Origin of the sequence: Streptomyces sp. NPDC048507 (genome assembly GCF_043199995.1) — a bacterium.
In the GTDB taxonomy this organism is placed as follows: domain Bacteria; phylum Actinomycetota; class Actinomycetes; order Streptomycetales; family Streptomycetaceae; genus Streptomyces.
The window spans coordinates 438,119-455,854 of record NZ_JBICWZ010000006.1; the positions used below are offsets into that span (position 1 = coordinate 438,119).

Sequence of the window (17,736 nt, forward strand, 5' to 3'; positions counted from 1 at the left end):
GGGGCGCCGGAGCCCGTGAGCGGCGGTGCGGGACGGGCGGTGCGTACGGGCTCCCCGCACACTTTCGCCGTGCCCCTGACAAGTCCGCCGGATGACGCTGACGGGAGTGTCCTGTCGGTCAGTCACCGGCGGCAAGGGCGCCTTTCAGCCGTCGCTCCCCCGCGGCGACTTCGAAGGGCAGCGTGTTCCCCGGTGGCGGAAAGGGGCACACGAAGTGGTCGGCGAACGCGCAGGGCGGCAGCAGCGCCCGGTTGAGGTCCACCGTGATGCCGCCGTCCGGAGCCGGGACACCCGGCCGCAGGAAGCGGAAGCGGTAGCTCGACCGGCCCGCCGTGGCATCGGCGAAGACGGCCCAGAGGCTGCCGTCGTCCTCGTCCACGGCCACCTGGAGGGCGTGCTCCTCCCCCGCCCGGGAGAAGCGCAGTTCGCCGCCGAGACCGAGCCCGCGCTCGCGCCCGTCGGCGTTCTCCACCTGGACGGTGCGCCGCTCGGCGTAGGGCCGGAAGCGGCCCGGCAGCGCGTACGCCGGGTCGTACGGGGTGGCCTCCACGCCCCGGAACGCGGCGCGGGCCGCGGAGCCGGGATCGAAGACGCGCACGGCCCACTCCCCCTCGCGCCGGATGACCACGAACCGGCGCGCCCCCGAGCCCGCCCGGGCGTCCGCGGGCGCGCCCGCGTCGGGAGCCAGCAGGGCCGGCCCGGCGAGGGGACGGCCGTCGAGCACGAGGCCGTCCCCGGCCGCCGCGCTCAGCTCCACTCCCGACGCGGTGGCGCGCCACCGCCCCGGAACGGCCGGAATTCGACCTTCCGGGTAGTCCGCGAGCCAGTGGGTACCGGTCAGCGCGAGCGGTCCGTAGGGGGCGGAGACGGTGGCCGTCCGGTGCTCGTGCCACTCCCGCCAGGCGGTGGCTTCCCGTTCGTCGTTCATGCCGCTGAACCCTTCCACACGGGGCCGGACGGGAACCCCCCGGTACCCCGTCCGGACCTGTACGGGCCGGGCCCGCGCGGGCCTGACGGAAGCTCAGCTGCAGCCGCAGTCGCAGCCGTCGCAGCCGCACCCGTCACAGCAGCCGCCGTCGCCGCAGCAGCTGCAGCAGTCGCAGCAGCCGTCGCAGCCGCTGCAGTCGGGGCATGCGTCGCACCAGGGGTCCCGCTTGCGGCGCGACCACGGACCGTCGTGCTCCGCGCAGCACAGCTGGCAGGTGCAGAACAGCCCGAGGGCCACAGCGCAGCCGGCCAGCAGTCCGCGGCGCGGCTTGTGCGGGGGCGGTGGGGGGCCGCCGAAGCCGCCGCCCCCGCCGCCGCCCCAGCCGGGGCCGCCCGGCCCCGCCGGCGGGGCTCCGCCGGGGGCGTAGGGGTTCGGACCGCCGGTCCCCCGGGCCCCGTAAGCCCCGTACGGGGCCCCCTGCGGGTGGCCCGCCCCGGGGCCGCCGTGGCCCTGCGGCGCAGCCCCGTACCCCGGCCCGGCGGCGTTCACGCCGGTGTGGCCGCAGCCGCCGGTACCGAAGGCGCGGTCCACCGAGGTGCGCAGCTCGTGCACCAGCAGCCGGTGCGCGAGCCCGGCGTCGGCGAACCGCGCCTCGCGCAGTGCCAGGGCCGTCCCGCGCAGGGCGTCGTCGCACAGCCGGCGGGCCTCCGCGAGGGAGGTGCCGGTGGCGGTGAGCGGGTTCCAGGCGCCCGAGGCGGCGTCGGCGGCCCGGTCCTCGACGGCGTCCAGCAGGTGCGCGAGCCGCCCGAAGTAGCGGCCCGCCTCGGCCAGGGGCGCCGCGTTGTCTGGCCGTCCCGCGAGGACCGCGGTATGGGCGAAGGCGGCCGCGGTGGCGGTCTCCGTGGGCTCGGTGACCACCAGGACGGACGTGCCGGGGCCCGCCAGGGTCTCGATGCCGCCCTGCCGGTCCACGGCGTCGACGAGCACGGCCGTGTCGAAGCCGAGGGAGGCCCCGGTCCGGGCGCCGGCCCGGTCCCAGCCCCGGGCCACCCGGCGCGCGGCGGCGGCGATCGGCGCCCGGGCCAACAGCCCGTCCCGGTCGGCCACGTGGTCGCGCACCTTGGCCGAGGCCAGCACCAGCGACACGGCGGCGGCCAGTCGCGCGCCCTCGCCGTTGGCCACCGGGGCGGTGCGCATGCCGCGCAGCGGGCAGGGCCCGGCGGTGCGCCGAGCACCGGGCAGCGGACCGGACTGAGCCTCCGTCAGAACGGATACCAGGAGCCCGTCGTAGTTGGTGACGACCCTGGCGAACTGGCCGTGGTCACCGCGAAGTGCCAGGCACAGACCGCACAGATGAGCCATCCACTCCGTCTTGAAGCGCTCCCCGAGACGGTGCGTGCAAGGTCTCACAATGCCGAACAAATTCGGTTCCCCCGTGTGTCATACGCGTGTTTCGGGGGCATCGTATCGAGCCCGGTCGTTCACCCGTACGTCCCAGCGGCTCACCCGGTCGGCGGCAGTGGTCGTATTTTCACTCAGTCAGCAGCGGTAGCGGGCCGGAAACCTTAGCCGTGCAACGGATGTTCTGCACCAGTCCCGTCACGAAACCCCTGCGCGGCGGCTATCCACTTGGCGCGTTGTCAGCATCATGGACGACGATAGGGGCAGCGGAGAAGAAGACAGACTGGCCACGGTGAAAGGAGGCGTCCATGGGTTCGGTACGCAAGGCGAGTGCGTGGTTGGGTCTCGTAGAGGACAGCGACGACGAGCGCTACTACGACGACGACTACGCGGAGGCGGTGGAGCGCCAGCAGGGGTCGGTCTCGGGTCCGGGCGACCAGTGGGTCACCGACCCGCGCGTCAAGGTGGCCTCGGAGTCCGCGGTCGAGCAGGGCCGGCGGATCGCGACCGTGACCCCCGACGGCTTCCGCGACGCGCGCGGCATCGGCGAGCTGTTCCGCGAGGGCGTCCCGGTGATCGTGAACCTCTCCTCGATGGACCCGGGCGACGCCAAGCGCGTGGTCGACTTCGCGGCCGGCCTGACCTTCGGCCTGCGCGGCTCGATCGAGCGGGTGGCGACCAGGGTCTTCCTCCTGACCCCGGCCGACACCCAGATCGTCACCGGCGAGGCGGGCGGCCGCACCCGCGACTTCTTCAACCAGAGCTGACCCCGGGGGCCCCTTCCCGCAGGGGCCGGCGCACCCTCACCGGAAGGCGTCGAGCCCGGTGAGCGCCTTGCCCAGGACCAGCTGGTGCATCTCGACGGTCCCCTCGTAGGTGAGGACCGATTCGAGGTTGGTGGCGTGCCGCATGACGGGGTATTCCAGGGAGATCCCGTTGGCACCGAGGACCGTCCGCGCGGTGCGGCAGATGTCGATGGCCTCGCGGACGTTGTTGAGCTTGCCGAAGCTGATCTGCTCCGGCCGCAGGGTGCCCGCGTCCATCCGCCGGCCCAGGTGGTGCGCGAGCAGGATGCCCTTGTGGAGCTCCAGGGCCATGTCCGCGAGCTTGGCCTGGGTCAGCTGGAAGCCGCCGATGGGCCTGCCGAACTGCTCTCGCGTGCGCGCGTAGCCGAGCGCCGACTCGAAGCTGGCGCGCGCCGCGCCCATGGACCCCCAGATGATCCCGTACCGCGCGTGGCTGAGGCAGCCCAGCGGTCCCCGCAGCCCGGTGACGCCCGGCAGCACCGCGTCCGCGGGCAGCCGTACGTCGTCCAGCACCAGTTCGCTCGTCACCGAGGCGCGCAGCGACCACTTGTGCTTGATCTCGGGCGCGGAGAAGCCCGCCGTGCCGGTGGGGACGACGAAGCCGCGGATCCCCTCGTCCGTCTGCGCCCAGACGACGGCGACGGCCGCCACCGAGCCGTTGGTGATCCACATCTTGCGGCCGCTGAGCACCCAGTCGGTGCCGTCGCGCTTGGCGTGGGTGCGCATGGCGGCCGGGTCGGAGCCCACGTCGGGCTCGGTCAGTCCGAAGCAGCCGATCAGCTCGCCGGCCGCCATGCCGGGCAGCCAGCGCTCCTTCTGCTCCTCGGAGCCGTACTTCCAGATCGCGTACATGGCGAGCGAGCCCTGTACGGAGACCAGCGAGCGGATCCCGGAGTCGGCGGCCTCCAGCTCCAGGCAGGCCAGCCCGTACTGGACGGCGCTCGCGCCCGCGCAGCCGTAGCCGGTCAGGGACATGCCGAGCGCGCCGATGGAGCCGAGCTCGCGGGCCAGCTCGCGGATGCCGGGGAGCTCGCCGTCCTCGTACCAGCGGGCGATGTGCGGCATGACCCGGTCGGCGGCCCAGGAGCGGACGGTGTCGCGGACGGCGAGGTCCTCGGGGCTCAGCAGCTCGTCGAGCCCGAGCGGATCGGTGGGCACGAAGGGGGTCTTCGACGCGGACAAGAGGGGCCTCCCGGCAGGCGCGTGGGACGGAACCTAGCGGTGCAAGTTTGTCGGCGGCCCGGCCCCGGGTCCACCCCGGGTTTCCCGCCCGCCCCCCGGCCGTCCCCGCGCACCGCCACCAGCGGCGCGGGGCGGGGGCCGTCCTCAGGCGGAGCGGCGGCCCGGCTGCCCGCCGACGGCGCGGTCGCGTCCGGGCGTGCCCGGCGCGGGGATCCGCGCACCGGCGGCCGGCGCGCCCGCCGCGCCGGTGGGCTGCGCGGGAAGGCGTACGGGCGCTCCGGCGTCGCGCGCGTCACGGCACGCCGGCTCGGCGGGGTCCATCGTGCGCGGCAGCTTCAGCGCCATCAGGGCGCCCGCGAACAGCAGGCCCGCGCTGACCACCAGGGTCACGTGGAGCCCGTGGACGAAGGCGTGCCGGGCGGCGGCGTGCAGGGAGTCCCCCGCCGCGCCGCCGAGCCGGGCGGCGATCTGGTAGGCCTCGCCGAGCGAGTGCGCGGCGTCGCGCGCGTCCTCGGCCGGGACCCCGGGAACGTGCGCGAGGCCGGGCGCGTAGGCGGCGTTCATCACACTGCCGAGCAGGGCGATGCCCATGCCCGCGCCGAGCTGGTACGAGGTCTCGCCTATGGAGGCCGCGCCACCGGCGGTGTCCGCCGGGGCCTCGCTGAGCATGGACTCGTAGGCGGCGAACAGGGTGGTCTGCAGGCCGAAGCCGAGCAGGACGAACCCGACGGTCAGCAGTACCGGCCGGTCCTGCTGTCCCATCAGCGTCAGCAGCAGGACGGCCCCGGCCGTCAGGACGAAGCCCAGCGAGACCATCGTGCGCGGGCCGATCCGCTGGAGCGTGTAGGAGCCGGTGGCACCGGCGGCCATCGCGGCGAAGGTCAGCGGGAGCAGCCTGAGGCCCGTCTCCAGCGGGCTCAGGCGCAGCACCAGCTGGAGGTACTGGACGGCGATCAGCTCCAGCCCGACCAGCGCCAGCATCGCGAGCACGATGCAGCCGACGGAGGTGGAGAACGCGGCGCGGGAGAACATCCGCATGTCGATCAGCGGGTGCTCGCGCCGCTTCTGGCGGCGCACGAAGAGGACCAGCAGCGCCACGCCGAGCAGCAGCGGCACCAGCGCCGCCGCGTCGGTGAGGTCGCGCTCGGCGCCGAGCCGCTTGACGCCGAGCACCGCGCCGAGCACGCCGGCGGCGGCCATCAGCGCGCCGGTCACGTCCCAGGGCCCGTCGGAGGAACCCCTGGACTCGGGCAGCAGCCAGCGGCCCAGCGGCAGGATCAGCGCCATCAGCGGGATGTTGATGAGGAAGACGGAGCCCCACCAGTAGTGCTGGACGAGGAAGCCGCCGAGCACCGGGCCGCTGGCCGCGCCGACCGCGGCGACGGCGGTCCAGATGCCGATCGCCAGGGCCCGCTCCCGCCGGTCGGGGAAGACCTGGCGCAGGATCGACAGGGTGGCGGGCATGATCATCGCTCCGCCGACGCCGAGCAGGGCGCGCGCGGCGATCAGCACCTGCGCGTCGTCGGCGAGGGCGGCGATGGCGGAGGCCACGCCGAAGAGGCCGTAGCCGAGGAGCAGGATCCGGCGGCGGCCCACGCGGTCACCGAGGGTGCCGAAGAGGATCAGCAGCGCCGCGCAGACCAGCGGGTAGGCGTCGACGATCCACAGGAGTTCCATCGCGCCGGGGCGCAGGTCCTCGGTCACGGAGGGGACGGCCACGTGCAGGATGGTCGCGTCCAGCGCGACGAGCACCAGGCTGACGCAGAGGACGGCCAGGACGGCCCAGCGGTTGGCCCCGCCGGAGGCCGCGCCGATCCGCTGCCGGAGGGAAGGATTCCTGTCGCCGGTCATGTGCGCGCCCGACATGCATGTACCTCCCAGGTGATCCCTCGCACTCGGCGGACCTGCGTCTTCGCGGCGCCGCGGGTGGTGCGCTGTGCGGCGTCCAACGGGGTCCGGCATCGACACGCGAGTGAAGGGTCAGCGTACGCGAGTTCGTGTGTCCGACACGTGGTCAAGCTCTCACGCCGCAGCCGCCCGCGCTGTGGTGTGCGCCACTCGCCCCGCCGCGTCCTCACTTCCCCGTACACGCCCGGTCACGGCCCGTGGCTGCGGTGCCGGAGCCCGTCCGCGCGCCGTCGATACTCGTCTGCGTGAGAACTGCGCCCGTGGAGGAAGTACCCGTGAAGGAGCCCGGACCGCGCCGGGCCGTGCCCGCGCTCGCCGCCTTCGCGGCGGTGCGGCTGCTCGGGCTGGCCGTGCTCGGGGGGTGGAGCGCGGCGGCGGGCAGCAGCCCGCACACGCTGCTGTCGGCCCGCTGGGACTCCCTCTGGTACGCCCGGGTGGCCGCCGGGGGGTACGGGTACGAGGTGGTCCTGCCGGACGGGGCCGTCCACTCCAGCCTGGCGTTCTTCCCGCTGCTGCCGTGGCTGGAGCGGGTGGTGGCGGCGCCCACGGGGCTCTCGTACGGCGCGGCGGGGCTGGTGGTCTCGGCGGTGGCGGGGCTCGCCGCAGCCTGGGGGATCTTCGCCGTCGCCGACCTGCTGTACGGACGCCGGGCCGGGGTGCTCGCGGCGGCGCTGTGGGCGGCCCTGCCCGTCGGGATCGTCCAGTCGATGGCGTACAGCGAGTCGCTGTTCACCGCGCTGGCCGCCTGGTCCCTGTACGCGGTCCTGCGCGGGCGCTGGATCGGCGCGGGGCTGCTCGCGGCGGCCGCGGGGCTGACCCGTCCGGTCGGCGCGGCGGTGGTCGCGGCGGTGTGGGTGGCCGGAGTCCTGGCGTGGCGGCGCGGCGGGCAGCCGTGGCGGACGGCGGCCGGGCTGCTGCTGGCGCCGCTGGGCGCGGCGGCGTACGTGCTGTGGACCGGTGCGCACACGGGCGGCGGTCCGCTCGGGTACCTGGACGTGCAGGCGGGCTGGGGCAACGGCTTCGACGGGGGCTGGGCCTTCGCCCGCTTCGTCGGGGCGAAGCTGTCCTCCTTCCCCGCCGCCCTCGCCGGGGCCGCCCTGATCGCCGGGGTGCTGCTGGTGCTGTGGGCGTACCGGCTGTGCGTGCGCCGGCGGCAGCCCGCCGCGCTCCTCGTGTACGGCGGCGTCGTCGTGGCCCTCGCCCTGTGCGCCTCGGGCTACTTCGGCTCCAAGCCCCGGCTGCTGCTGCCCGCGTTCCCGCTGCTGCTGCCCGCGGCGGTGGCGCTCGCCCGGTGGCGGCCGCGCCGGGCGGCGGCGCTGCTCGGCGCCCTCGCCCTGGCCTCGGCGGTGTACGGGGCGTTCTGGCTGAACGGATCCGGACCTCCGTGATCACGGAACGGATCATTCCAATCCATGATTGTGCAAAGGAATTGACCTGCGGCAATAAGTTCAGCGTAAGCGTGCGGATAATTGCGGGGGAAGCACTCCCGGAGTTGAATCGGCGGAGTTCCAACAGACGTCGAAATAGCGGGAATTAAGTTCTGCGTGAGACGCACTCCACATCACATGGTCATCACAAAGCCCGCGATTCGACCGGGCCGCCCTTCGCCGCGCGGTAACGTCGATTCAGTGCGTACCGACCAATTGCTGACCCGTCTGGAGCCGGCGTTCGCCCGGCTGGACAGGGAACCAGAGCGACCGGCTCATCTGCAGACACCGCAGATGAGCCGGCACCGCGTCGTGCTCCTCGCCTCGTTGCTCGCGTGCTACCTCGCGATCGTCGTGGCCGTACTGACGACGTCCTGGCTCGTCCGGCTGGACTGGCAGATCATGTTCTTCCGGCCCTACGAGCAGTGGCCGCAGCTGCACGCCTTCCTCGACTACCTCGTCGTGCTGGGCCAGCGCGGACCCACCGCCGTGATGGTCGCGGCCTGGCTCGGCTGGCGCTCGTGGCGCCAGCACACGCTGCGGCCGCTGATCACCCTCGGCGTGGCGCTGCTGCTGCTGAACATCACCGTCGGCTCCGTGAAGCTGGGCCTCGGCCGGCTCGGCCCGCACTACGCCACCCAGATCGGCTCCGCCGAGCTCTTCGCGGGCGGCGATATATTCCCTTCCGGCCACACCGCCAACGCCGTCGTGACCTGGGGGATCCTGGCCTACCTGGCCTCCACCTCGGTCACCCGCCGGGTGCTGTCCGTCTTCTCCGCCGTCGTCTCGCTGAGCGTCGGCGCGACCACCGTCTACCTCGGCACGCACTGGGTGAGCGACGTCCTGCTGGGCTGGCTCGCCGGGCTGCTGATCATGCTGGCGCTGCCCTGGTTCGAGCCGCTGATCGCCCGCGCCGAGGCCTACGTCTTCGAGCTGCGCGACCTGTGGCGCCGCCGCCTGGAGGAGGGCCGGGTCTCCGAGCCCGTCGCCGCCGCGCTCACCCCGCTGCTGTCGGCGGGCGGCAAGTGGCGGCCGGAGCGCACCGACGACGCCGAGCCGGGCCTGGTACCGGCGCAGCCCGCGCCGGCCGCCGGGCACTCCCCGGCGCTGCGCTCCGCCGCGCACCCCACGGCCCGCCAGCACGTCATCCGCTCCGAGCGGACCCCCGTCACCCCGGCCGGCAGCCGCCGCCCGGCGCACACCGAGCGGACCGCCACCCGGGGGGCCTCGGCCCGCCCGGCCACCGGCGGCTGATCCGCACCCGCGGGGCCGGTACGCACGCCCCCACCCCCGCGCCACGACGGCGGGCCGGTTCCCCGAACCGGCCCGCCGTCGCCGTTCATATGCACGGCCCGTCAGCGCGACGCCCGGAGGTTCCTCCGTACCGGGTCACGCTTGTGTCACGGGTTGTCGACAGCCGGCCCCTCCCCCGGCATTCATCCGGCCACGGTCCGCATTCCGCCGCGGAGGGCTCCGAATTCCCCGCGCGGATTCCCCCCGGCGCGTCCGCCAACACCGCGCGAAGATCCCGCCCCGATACGGATCCGGCCCCGCCATTTCCCCCGGTGGGTACCGCTCACGGCTTCCCGGCCGACCGTTCGGGGCGCGGGTACCGAGCGGAGTGCGGCGCCCGCGCGGAAGCCGGTCCCCGGGGCGGTCAGCCGCGCCGGCGGCGGAAGCGGGACCGGGGAGAGGCCGGGCGACGACCCCCGCGCCCCAGCACCCGCCGGCCCCGCCCGGCATCAGCACCCCGCCGGACCCGTCCCGCTTCAGCGCCCCGGCGAGCCCGCCCCGGCGCCCGGCCGTGCCGCGGCCGGCACCGGCCTCGCGGGCGGCCGTGCGGACGCCCCGCCGGACGGCACCGCGGACGGTCCCGACGGCCCGGCGGACGGCCCGGGCGGCACTGCGGGCACGGCGGACGGCACCGCCGACGGCGCGGCCGACGGGGCCGGGGCCACTGCCGCCGCTCTCGGCGGGAGGGCCAGGAACAGCCCCACCCGCAGCCGCTCCGGCCGGTCCCCGATCAGCTCGCGGTTCGCCTCGTACAGGGCCCGCCACCCGCCCCGCACCGCCCGTTTCCGGGCGATCGCGTCCAGCGTCTCCCCGCCCCGCACCACGTGCGCCCGCCCCGCCAGCCCGTAGCGCTTCGCGCACACCGGCCACGCCTCCCACCCCTGCGCGCCGAGCAGCTCCTCCGCCACCCGGATCTGCTGGTCCCGGCTCGCCAGGTCCGCCCGCACCGCGTACGCGAGCCCCCCGTACTCCTCCCACGTCGGCTGCCAGAACTGCAGCCCCCCGTAGAAGCCGTTCCCGGTGTTCACCGCCCAGCGGCCGCCGCTCTCGCAGTCGGCGACGCAGTCCCACGGCCACTGCCCGCCCGGCCCGCAGTCCCCCGCCCCGTGCCCGGCGCCCGCTCCCGGCGGCCCGGGCGCGGGCGGTGGCGGGACAGCCGCCTCCGCGGGTCCGGCCGCGCGCAGGAGCACGGGGACGGGTACGAGCACCAGCGCGGCGACGGCCACGACCGAAGAGGCCAGGCGCCGCCATCGGAGTTCGGGCATCGCGCCACGCTACGCAGCCCCCTCCCGCCGCCCGGCCCGCCACGCGGCACGCCCCCGTGCCCCACCCGGACGGCCGACCGCCACCCCTCCCCCAAACGACCAGCGGGAGCCTCCAACTGCGCACAACCAGCCAACACTTGACACAAAAAAGAAGCACGGGTCGATCGGTTCACTCTTCCGGGTGGCCGGTTCGATTCCGTTCCCTCAAACGGCGTGACCCCGGCGTCCGCTCCTGCGTTGAGCCCGGCGAGCCGGGAGCCCCCCGGCCTCCGCACGAATGAGGAGCCACCCCGTGCCGCGCATGCTCGACGTCAGTCTTGAGGTACGTGAAGAGATCGGTGACGAGGAAGCCGACAGGCTGCTCACCGGCGACGACGCCCCGCGCAGTTACGACTGCACCTCCTGCCGGACCCCCGGCGACCCCGAGACCGACCCGACGAGCACCGTACTGTTCGTCGGCGACGAGACCGCGGTGCTGGCCTTCGCCCACGCCAGCTGCATCCCCTCCCAGGTGGTCACGGTCTCCGAGGAGCAGCTCCAGGGCGCCGTCCGCAGCATCACCGGCGACAGCCCGGCCCCCGAGGCCGCCGGGGCCGCGGGTGACGCCCCGCAGCCCGTCCCCGGCGGCCAGGCGGTCCTCGGGATCACCAGCGGCCTGGTCCTGATCCACGGCGAACTGCACCCGGCCCTGGTCGTCGAGCCGACCGGCCCGATCGCCCGCCCCGGCACCACCGGCCCCGGCGACGACTTCCTGCCGCTCCTCATCGAGCAGGGCTTCATCCCGGTCACCGACACCGACGAGGTCCCCTCCGCCCTCGCGGGCTGGTCGGTGCTCCTCGCGGGCGGCCAGCTGCACGCCGTGCTCCAGCCCGGCGCCGAGGGCAGCGCCCAGGTCGCGTGGTGGCAGGCGCACCAGGCGCTCAGCGTCACCGACGGCTGGCGGGCCGCCGTCAACAAGACCCAGCGCGTGCTGATCTACGCGGCCCCGTTCGGCTCCATCGGCCAGCAGCCGCGCGAGGACCTGCTCCGCGACGCCCTGGACAAGGCCGCGAGCAACGGCAAGCTGGTCGCCGCCTCCATGCCGCTGGCCGGTACCCCGGGCGCCTGAGGCCCCGTCCATCCTCCCCGCCGGAAACGGCCGCCCGCCCCGGACCCCGGGGCCGTGCGGCATGCGCCGGGGGTGCGCGGTCCGTCCCGCGCACCCCCGGCGATCTGCGTTTTCCGTACCGTCACCCCGCATCCGCACGGCCCCGGGTTCGTTGGCTGATACGTGCATTCATACGACCCCTCACGCGCCCCGTCCTATCCGAGCAGCGTCCCCCCGATGCGCCCCGCACGGGACCGGGACCTCGCACCGGCCGCCTCGCACACCCCGATCTACGACACGCTGTACTCCGAGTACCTGCGCGCCTTCCGGGCCCTGCCGGGCGACCGCTCCGGCGAGGAGGACCTCGGCTTCACGGCGTTCTCGTACGGGTCCTCGTACTCCGGCGGCGGCTACGGCGGGTCCTACGGCAGCGGCTCGTACGCGGGCGGCTGGAACGGTTCCGCCTGGCAGCCGAGCGAGCCCTGGCAGCCCGCCCACGCCCCCGCGGCGCCCCCGCAGCCCTCGTACGCACACGCCGGAACCTCCGGGTCCGGATATGCCGGCGGGCGGCAGCACCAGACCGGGATGCAGCACATCCCGGCGGCCCTGCCGCCCGCTCCGCGCCGGGGCTACTGACCCGGCGGACGTCCGTCCTACTTCTTCTTCTTGTACTGGGCGCCGCGCTTCTCGCGCACCCGCACCGAGATGTGGATCGGGGTGCCGTCGAAGCCGAACTCCTCGCGCAGGCGGCGCTCGATGAAGCGGCGGTAGCCGTGCTCCAGGAAGCCGGAGGCGAAGAGGACGAACCTCGGCGGCTTGCTGCCCGCCTGGGTGCCGAACAGGATGCGGGGCTGCTTGCCGCCGCGGATCGGGTGCGGGTGGGCCGCGACGACCTCGCCGAGGAAGGCGTTCAGGCGGCCGGTGGGGACGCGCGTCTCCCAGCCGGCGAGGGCGGTCTCGATCGCCGGGACCAGCTTCTCCATGTGGCGGCCGGTCAGCGCGGAGACGTTGACGCGGGGCGCCCAGGCGACCTGCTGCATCTCGGTCTCGATCTCGCGCTCGAGGTAGTAGCGGCGCTCCTCGTCCAGCTCGTCCCACTTGTTGTACGCGATCACGATCGCGCGGCCGGCCTCGACGGCCATGGTGATGATGCGCTGGTCCTGGACGCTGATGTTCTCGGTCGTGTCGATCAGGATGACCGCGACCTCCGCCTTCTCGACGGCGGCGGCCGTGCGCAGGGAGGCGTAGTAGTCGGCGCCCTGCTGAAGGTGCACCTTCTTGCGGATGCCCGCGGTGTCCACGAACTTCCAGGTGACGCCGCCGAGCTCGATCAGCTCGTCGACCGGGTCGCGGGTGGTGCCGGCCATCTCGTTGACGACGACGCGGTCCTCGCGGGCGACCTTGTTCAGCAGGGAGGACTTGCCCACGTTCGGGCGGCCGATCAGGGCGATGCGGCGCGGCCCGCCGGGGGCGGCGCCGCCGAAGGTCTGCTCGGGAGCCTCCGGGAGGGCTTCCAGGACGGCGTCGAGCATGTCGCCCGTACCGCGGCCGTGCAGGGAGGAGACCGGGTGCGGCTGGCCGAGGCCCAGGGACCACAGGGAGGCCGCGTCGGCCTCGCCGCTCTGGCCGTCGACCTTGTTGGCGCAGAGCACGACGGGCTTGCCCGCCCGGCGCAGCAGCTTGACGACAGCCTCGTCGGTGTCGGTGGCGCCGACCTTGGCGTCCACGACGAAGACGACCGCGTCGGCGGCCTCGATGGCGTATTCGGCCTGGGCGGCGACGGAGGCGTCGATGCCGAGGACGTCCTGCTCCCAGCCGCCGGTGTCGACGACCTTGAAGCGGCGCCCGGCCCACTCGGCCTCGTACGTCACGCGGTCGCGGGTGACGCCCGGCTTGTCCTCGACGACGGCCTCGCGGCGGCCGATGATGCGGTTCACCAGGGTCGACTTGCCGACGTTCGGGCGGCCCACGACGGCGAGGACCGGCAGCGGGCCGTGGCCCGCCGCCTCGATCGCGCCTTCGACATCCTCGATGTCGAAGCCTTCCTCCGCGGCGAGCTCCATGAACTCCGCGTACTCGGCGTCGCCAAGTGCTCCGTGGTCGTGCTGGTCGTTCATGAAGTCCGTTCCTCGTCGTTCGTGGTGATCGGTGGCACCCGCGCAGCGCGGTTCCACTACTAGGTCAAGTCTCGCTCAGCGCCCGGTGAGGCGCTTGGCGTCGGCCAGGTGGGCGGTCAGCCGTCCCTGGATGCGTTCGGTGGCCCGGTCCAGCGCGGTGCGGGTCCGGCGGCCCGTGCCGTCTCCGGCGTCGAAGGCGGAGCCGAAGACGACGTCGACGCGGCTCCGCAGCGGCGGCAGCCCCTTGACGAGCCGGCCCGCGGCCTCGGTGCTGCCGAGGACCGCGACGGGCACTATGGGGGCGCCGCTGCGGACCGCGAAGTAGGCGAGTCCGGCGCGCAGCGAGGCGAAGTCTCCCTCGCCGCGGGTGCCCTCGGGGAAGATCCCGAGCGCGCCGCCCTGCTCCAGCACCCCGAGGGCGCGGGTGATGGCGCCCCGGTCCGTGCCGGTCCGGTCCACCTTCACCTGGCCGATCCCCTCCAGGAAGGGACCGAGGGGGCCCACGTAGGCCTCCTTCTTGATCAGGAAGTGCAGCGGCCGGGGCGCGGTGCCCATGACCATGGGGCCGTCGATGTTGTGGGAGTGGTTCACGGCCAGGATGACGGGGCCGGTGGCCGGCACCTTCCAGGCGCCCAGTACGCGCGGCTTCCACAGCCCGTACATGAGCCCGATGCCGATGCGCCTGCCGACCGCCGCACCCCTGAGGGAGGGCGCAGCACTCACGGGCGGCCCGCCCGCTTCTCTTCGACCAGGGTGACGACGCACTCGATCACCCGGTCCAGGGTGAGGTCGGTGGTGTCGACCTCGACGGCGTCGGCGGCCTTGGCCAGCGGGGAGGTCTTTCGGCCCGAGTCGGCCGCGTCGCGCTTGATCAGGGCTTCCTTGGTGGCCGCGAGGTCCGAGGCCTCCTTGCCGCGCAGCTCGCCGCTGCGGCGGGCCGCGCGGGCTTCGGCGGAGGCCGTCAGGAAGACCTTGAGGTCTGCGCCGGGCAGGACGGTGGTGCCGATGTCCCGGCCCTCGACCACGATGCCCTCGGTGTCCCGGGCCGCGTCGGCGGCGATGGAGCGCTGGAGCTCGGTGATCAGGGCGCGCACCTCGGGGACGGCGCTGACGGCGCTGACCTTGGAGGTGACCTCCTGGGTGCGGATCGGGCCGGAGGCGTCCTGGCCGTCGACGGTGATGGTGGGCGCGGCCGGGTCCGTACCGGAGACGATCGCGGGCTTGCCCGCGGCGAGGGCCACGGCCTGCGGGTCGTCGGTGTCGACGCCGTTGGTGATCATCCACCAGGTGATGGCCCGGTACTGGGCACCGGTGTCCAGGTAGCGCAGCCCGAGCTTGGCGGCCACGGCCTTGGAGGTGCTGGACTTGCCCGTGCCGGAGGGACCGTCGATGGCGACGATCACGGCGGACGGAGCGGCGGTTTCCACGGTGCGGGCACCTTCCTGGTTGCGCGTACGTGTCCGGGCGCGCCAAGAGCGCCCCTCCCCCAGGTTACCGGCCCCCGGCACCCCTTGGCTCCGCCCCGTCCCGGGGCCGCTCCGTCACTGCCGGCGCAGGGACCAGCCGCGCTCGCGCAGCTCGGCGGTCAGGCCCGCGACGGCGCGCGGCTCGACCATCAGCTGGACCAGGCCGGCCTGCTGGCCGGTGGCGTGCTCGATGCGGACGTCCTCGATGTTGACCCCGGCCCGGCCGGCGTCGGCGAAGATCCGGGCCAGCTCGCCCGGCTTGTCGCTGATGAACACCCCGACCGTCTCGTAGGCGGCGGGGGCCGCGCCGTGCTTGCCCGGCACCCGCACCCGGCCCGCGTTGCCGCGCCGCAGGACGTCCTCGATGCCCGCGGCCCCGCCCCGGCGCTTCGCCTCGTCGGCGGACTGGAGTCCGCGCAGGGCCTCGACGGTCTCTTCCAGGTCGGCGGCGATCCCGGAGAGCACGTCGGCCACCGGTCCGGGGTTCGCGGAGAGGATCTCCACCCACATCCGCGGGTCGGAGGCCGCGATCCGGGTGACGTCGCGGATGCCCTGCCCGCACAGCCGCACGGCCGTCTCGTCGGCCTCCTCCAGGCGGGCGGCGACCATGCTGGAGACCAGCTGCGGGGTGTGGGAGACCAGGGCGACCGCCCGGTCGTGCGCGTCCGCGTCCATCACCACGGGCACGGCCCGGCACAGGGCGACCAGCTCCAGCGCCAGGTTCAGCACCTCGTGGTCGGTGTCCCGGGTGGGGGTGAGCACCCAGGGACGGCCCTCGAAGAGGTCGGCGGTGGCGGCCAGCGGACCGTTGCGCTCCTTGCCGGCCATGGGGTGGGTGCCGATGTAGGCGGAGGTGTCCGCGCCCAGCGCCGCCAGTTCCCGGCGGGGGCCGCCCTTGACGCTGGCGACGTCCACGTAGGCGCGGGCCGTCCCGCGGCCGATGGCGTCGGCCAGGGCCCGGGCCACGTGGGCCGGGGGCACCGCGACGATGGCGAGGTCGACCTGGCCCTCGGGGGCGTCGTCGCTGCCGGCCCCGAGGGCGGCGGCCGTACGGGCCTGGGAGGAGTCGTGGTCCATGAGGTGGACGGCGATCCCGCGCGCGGTCAGGGCGAGCGCAGCGGAGGTGCCGATCAGTCCGGTTCCGATGACGACGGCGGTTCTCACGGGGCGCTCCAGGGTGATCGCGTGACGGCGGGTCCTGACTCAGGGTAGCCACCGGGTGCGCGGGGAGGGCCCGGCGGCCACCCCGTGGGACGGCCGCCGGGCCCCGGCCGGCCCTCGGGCCGGCGTTGACCGGAGCGCTAGAGGTTCTGCTGCTTGATGATGTCCTCCAGCGAACCGGACGGCAGCGTGCCGCCCGGCGACAGCTTGTCGACGGCCGCCGGCAGCGCCTGGGCGATCTGGTCGGCGGCGTGCTCGGGGCTGACCCCGGCCTGTTCGGCGGCCTTCCGGAGCGCCTCGTCCGGCAGCGCCTGGGCGATCTCCGGCCCGCTGACGGCCTTGTTGTCACCGGTGCCGAGCCAGGACTGCGCCTGGTCGGCGAGGCCGGACTTGGTCAGCATGTCCAGCAGCCCGCCCAGCGGGTTGCTCCCGCCGCCCGCCGCCTGGCCGCCCTGCCCGGCCTGGCCGCCCTGCCCGCCCTGCCCGCCGCCGCCGAGGGCCCCGAGCAGGGCGCCGAGGATGTTTCCCGCGCCGCCGCCCTGTCCGCCCTGGCCGCCGCCGCCGAGGAGACCTCCGAGGAGGGAGCCGAGGTCGTTGTTACCCGCCATGCTCATGCCTTTCGAAGAGGGACCGGGCCGCACGCCGGCGTCGTACCCCGCGTGGCACCCGGCTTCGAGACACGGACAATGTCACCCGGATCGGGACGTGTCGCCACCCGGCGCACGCCCTTCGGCGGCTCCTGCGGTAGAACCACCGGCATGATCTTCCATCTCGTCCCGCTCGCCGACTGGAGCGCCGCGCCCGGCCTCCCGTACGCCCCTCCCTCGCTCGCCGCCGAGGGTTTCGTGCACTGTTCGGCGGACCGCCCGACCGCCCTCGCCGTGGTGGCGGCCCACTACCGGCAGGTGCCCGGCACCCTCCTGGCCCTGGAGCTCGACGAGGCGGCCCTGACCGCCGAGGTGCGCCGCCAGGAGGGCACCGACGGCCGCTACCCGCACGTCTTCGGTCCGCTGAACCGGGACGCGGTGGTACGCGTGTGGGAGGTGGTACGCGTCCCGGACGGCCCGGCGGAGCTCGTCCCCTGGCAGCCGGTGGAGTGAAGCGAAGCCGGGGCGGAAGGTGTGGCGGGCTTCTCCCCGGGCCCGGCGCGCGCCAGGATGCTGCTCGCCCATCCGGCCACCGAACGAGGAGTCCCCCCATGAGCGACCCGAATCCGATGAGCGGCGCCGCGCCGTCCGCCCGGCGCGCGGTACTGGCGGCCGGCGCGGCCGTCCTGGCCGGCGGCACCCTCGCCGCGTGCGGGGGCGGCGGCGCGGAGGCGCCCGCCCGGGAGCCGGGCGGCGCCCCCTCCCCCGAGGGCTCCGGGGCGGCGTCCGGTCAGGCGGGGGGCAAGACCCTCGTCAAGTCCTCCTCGGAGGTGCCGGTCGGCGGCGGCGTGATCCTCAAGGACCAGAAGCTGGTGGTGACCCAGCCGACGGCCGGGTCCTTCCGCTGCTTCTCCGCGGTGTGCACGCACCAGGGCTGCCTCGTCAACAAGGTCGCGAACGGCACGATCGACTGCCCCTGCCACGGCAGCACGTTCCAGGTCTCGGACGGCGCGGTGGTCAAGGGACCGGCCACCCGTCCGCTCCCCGAGCACCAGATCGCGGTCGCGCCGGACGGCGTTATCTCGCTCGCCTAGGACCGCCGCGGCCG

The 17,736-nt window shown here is 74.7% G+C and carries 17 protein-coding genes; 7 read left to right on the forward strand and 10 right to left on the reverse strand.

Annotated elements, in window-relative coordinates:
- Positions 1-118: 118 nt before the first annotated feature.
- Positions 119-928: a DUF1684 domain-containing protein gene (locus ACGFXC_RS19960; RefSeq protein WP_393714484.1), complete on the reverse strand. Its 810-nt coding sequence runs from the start codon at positions 926-928 to the stop codon at positions 119-121.
- Positions 929-1,021: 93 nt separating this feature from the next.
- Positions 1,022-2,350 (reverse strand): DUF5685 family protein, encoded by a 1,329-nt coding sequence (locus ACGFXC_RS19965; protein WP_393714486.1) that lies wholly within the window; start codon positions 2,348-2,350, stop codon positions 1,022-1,024.
- 287 nt (positions 2,351-2,637) lie between these two features.
- On the opposite strand from ACGFXC_RS19965, the gene ACGFXC_RS19970 reads away from it, so the two are divergent.
- Positions 2,638-3,096 (forward strand): cell division protein SepF, encoded by a 459-nt coding sequence (locus tag ACGFXC_RS19970; protein WP_393714488.1) that lies wholly within the window; start codon positions 2,638-2,640, stop codon positions 3,094-3,096.
- Between the two features lie 36 nt (positions 3,097-3,132).
- Here the strand turns inward: ACGFXC_RS19970 and ACGFXC_RS19975 are convergent, their stop codons facing one another.
- Both ACGFXC_RS19975 and ACGFXC_RS19980 read right to left on the reverse strand, forming a co-directional pair.
- Positions 3,133-4,317 carry an acyl-CoA dehydrogenase family protein gene (locus ACGFXC_RS19975; RefSeq protein ID WP_393714490.1) on the reverse strand — a complete coding sequence of 395 codons (1,185 nt, stop codon included), beginning with the start codon at positions 4,315-4,317 and terminating at the stop codon, positions 3,133-3,135.
- Between the two features lie 144 nt (positions 4,318-4,461).
- Positions 4,462-6,183: an MFS transporter gene (locus ACGFXC_RS19980; protein ID WP_393714492.1), complete on the reverse strand. Its 1,722-nt coding sequence runs from the start codon at positions 6,181-6,183 to the stop codon at positions 4,462-4,464.
- Between the two features lie 317 nt (positions 6,184-6,500).
- Between ACGFXC_RS19980 and ACGFXC_RS19985 the strand changes: the two genes are divergently transcribed.
- Positions 6,501-7,613, forward strand: a complete 1,113-nt coding sequence (locus ACGFXC_RS19985) for a hypothetical protein (protein ID WP_393714494.1) — start codon at positions 6,501-6,503, stop codon at positions 7,611-7,613.
- A 240-nt stretch (positions 7,614-7,853) separates the two neighbouring features.
- On the forward strand, positions 7,854-8,906 hold the full coding sequence (locus tag ACGFXC_RS19990; protein ID WP_393714496.1) for a phosphatase PAP2 family protein: 1,053 nt from the start codon (positions 7,854-7,856) through the stop codon (positions 8,904-8,906).
- Positions 8,907-9,421: 515 nt separating this feature from the next.
- Here the strand turns inward: ACGFXC_RS19990 and ACGFXC_RS19995 are convergent.
- Complete coding sequence (locus tag ACGFXC_RS19995) at positions 9,422-10,210, reverse strand: transglycosylase family protein (RefSeq protein ID WP_393714498.1); 789 nt, start codon at positions 10,208-10,210, stop codon at positions 9,422-9,424.
- 292 nt (positions 10,211-10,502) lie between these two features.
- Here ACGFXC_RS19995 and ACGFXC_RS20000 point away from each other — a divergent pair, with 292 nt between their 5' ends.
- Positions 10,503-11,318, forward strand: a complete 816-nt coding sequence (locus ACGFXC_RS20000) for a hypothetical protein (RefSeq protein WP_393714500.1) — start codon at positions 10,503-10,505, stop codon at positions 11,316-11,318.
- 216 nt (positions 11,319-11,534) lie between these two features.
- Positions 11,535-11,933: a hypothetical protein gene (locus tag ACGFXC_RS20005; protein WP_393714502.1), complete on the forward strand. Its 399-nt coding sequence runs from the start codon at positions 11,535-11,537 to the stop codon at positions 11,931-11,933.
- A gap of 17 nt (positions 11,934-11,950) precedes the next feature.
- Here the strand turns inward: ACGFXC_RS20005 and der are convergent, their stop codons facing one another.
- From der to ACGFXC_RS20030, 5 genes are all read right to left on the reverse strand, one after another.
- The gene (der, locus tag ACGFXC_RS20010; RefSeq protein WP_393714504.1) at positions 11,951-13,414 is read right to left on the reverse strand and encodes a ribosome biogenesis GTPase Der; all 1,464 of its coding nucleotides are present in this window, start codon (positions 13,412-13,414) and stop codon (positions 11,951-11,953) included.
- Between the two features lie 75 nt (positions 13,415-13,489).
- On the reverse strand, positions 13,490-14,179 hold the full coding sequence (locus ACGFXC_RS20015) for a lysophospholipid acyltransferase family protein (protein ID WP_393714506.1): 690 nt from the start codon (positions 14,177-14,179) through the stop codon (positions 13,490-13,492).
- Positions 14,134-14,841 carry a (d)CMP kinase gene (gene cmk, locus ACGFXC_RS20020; RefSeq protein WP_393714508.1) on the reverse strand — a complete coding sequence of 236 codons (708 nt, stop codon included), beginning with the start codon at positions 14,839-14,841 and terminating at the stop codon, positions 14,134-14,136. The genes ACGFXC_RS20015 and cmk overlap by 46 nt, the downstream gene beginning before the upstream one ends.
- 114 nt (positions 14,842-14,955) lie before the next feature.
- Positions 14,956-16,044 carry a prephenate dehydrogenase gene (locus tag ACGFXC_RS20025; RefSeq protein ID WP_393714510.1) on the reverse strand — a complete coding sequence of 363 codons (1,089 nt, stop codon included), beginning with the start codon at positions 16,042-16,044 and terminating at the stop codon, positions 14,956-14,958.
- Positions 16,045-16,181: 137 nt separating this feature from the next.
- A complete protein-coding gene (locus tag ACGFXC_RS20030; protein WP_393714511.1) occupies positions 16,182-16,649 on the reverse strand; it encodes a YidB family protein in 468 nt (155 codons plus the stop codon).
- Positions 16,650-16,799: 150 nt separating this feature from the next.
- Between ACGFXC_RS20030 and ACGFXC_RS20035 the strand changes: the two genes are divergently transcribed.
- Complete coding sequence (locus ACGFXC_RS20035) at positions 16,800-17,141, forward strand: DUF952 domain-containing protein (protein WP_393714513.1); 342 nt, start codon at positions 16,800-16,802, stop codon at positions 17,139-17,141.
- Positions 17,142-17,239: 98 nt separating this feature from the next.
- Entirely contained in the window at positions 17,240-17,722 is a 483-nt protein-coding gene (locus ACGFXC_RS20040) for a Rieske (2Fe-2S) protein (protein ID WP_393714515.1), read from the forward strand.
- Positions 17,723-17,736 lie beyond the last annotated feature (14 nt).

What these genes read in the sequence shown, in the direction of transcription:
- ACGFXC_RS20030 (WP_393714511.1), bottom strand. Translation starts at nt 16,649, where the DNA reads ATGGCGGGTAACAACGACCTCGGCTCCCTCCTCGGAGGTCTCCTCGGC.
- ACGFXC_RS19970 (WP_393714488.1), top strand. Translation starts at nt 2,638, where the DNA reads ATGGGTTCGGTACGCAAGGCGAGTGCGTGGTTGGGTCTCGTAGAGGAC.
- ACGFXC_RS20040 (WP_393714515.1), top strand. Translation starts at nt 17,240, where the DNA reads ATGAGCGACCCGAATCCGATGAGCGGCGCCGCGCCGTCCGCCCGGCGC.
- ACGFXC_RS19960 (WP_393714484.1), bottom strand. Translation starts at nt 928, where the DNA reads ATGAACGACGAACGGGAAGCCACCGCCTGGCGGGAGTGGCACGAGCAC.
- ACGFXC_RS20005 (WP_393714502.1), top strand. Translation starts at nt 11,535, where the DNA reads ATGCGCCCCGCACGGGACCGGGACCTCGCACCGGCCGCCTCGCACACC.
- ACGFXC_RS19980 (WP_393714492.1), bottom strand. Translation starts at nt 6,183, where the DNA reads ATGTCGGGCGCGCACATGACCGGCGACAGGAATCCTTCCCTCCGGCAG.
- ACGFXC_RS19995 (WP_393714498.1), bottom strand. Translation starts at nt 10,210, where the DNA reads ATGCCCGAACTCCGATGGCGGCGCCTGGCCTCTTCGGTCGTGGCCGTC.
- der (WP_393714504.1), bottom strand. Translation starts at nt 13,414, where the DNA reads ATGAACGACCAGCACGACCACGGAGCACTTGGCGACGCCGAGTACGCG.
- ACGFXC_RS20035 (WP_393714513.1), top strand. Translation starts at nt 16,800, where the DNA reads ATGATCTTCCATCTCGTCCCGCTCGCCGACTGGAGCGCCGCGCCCGGC.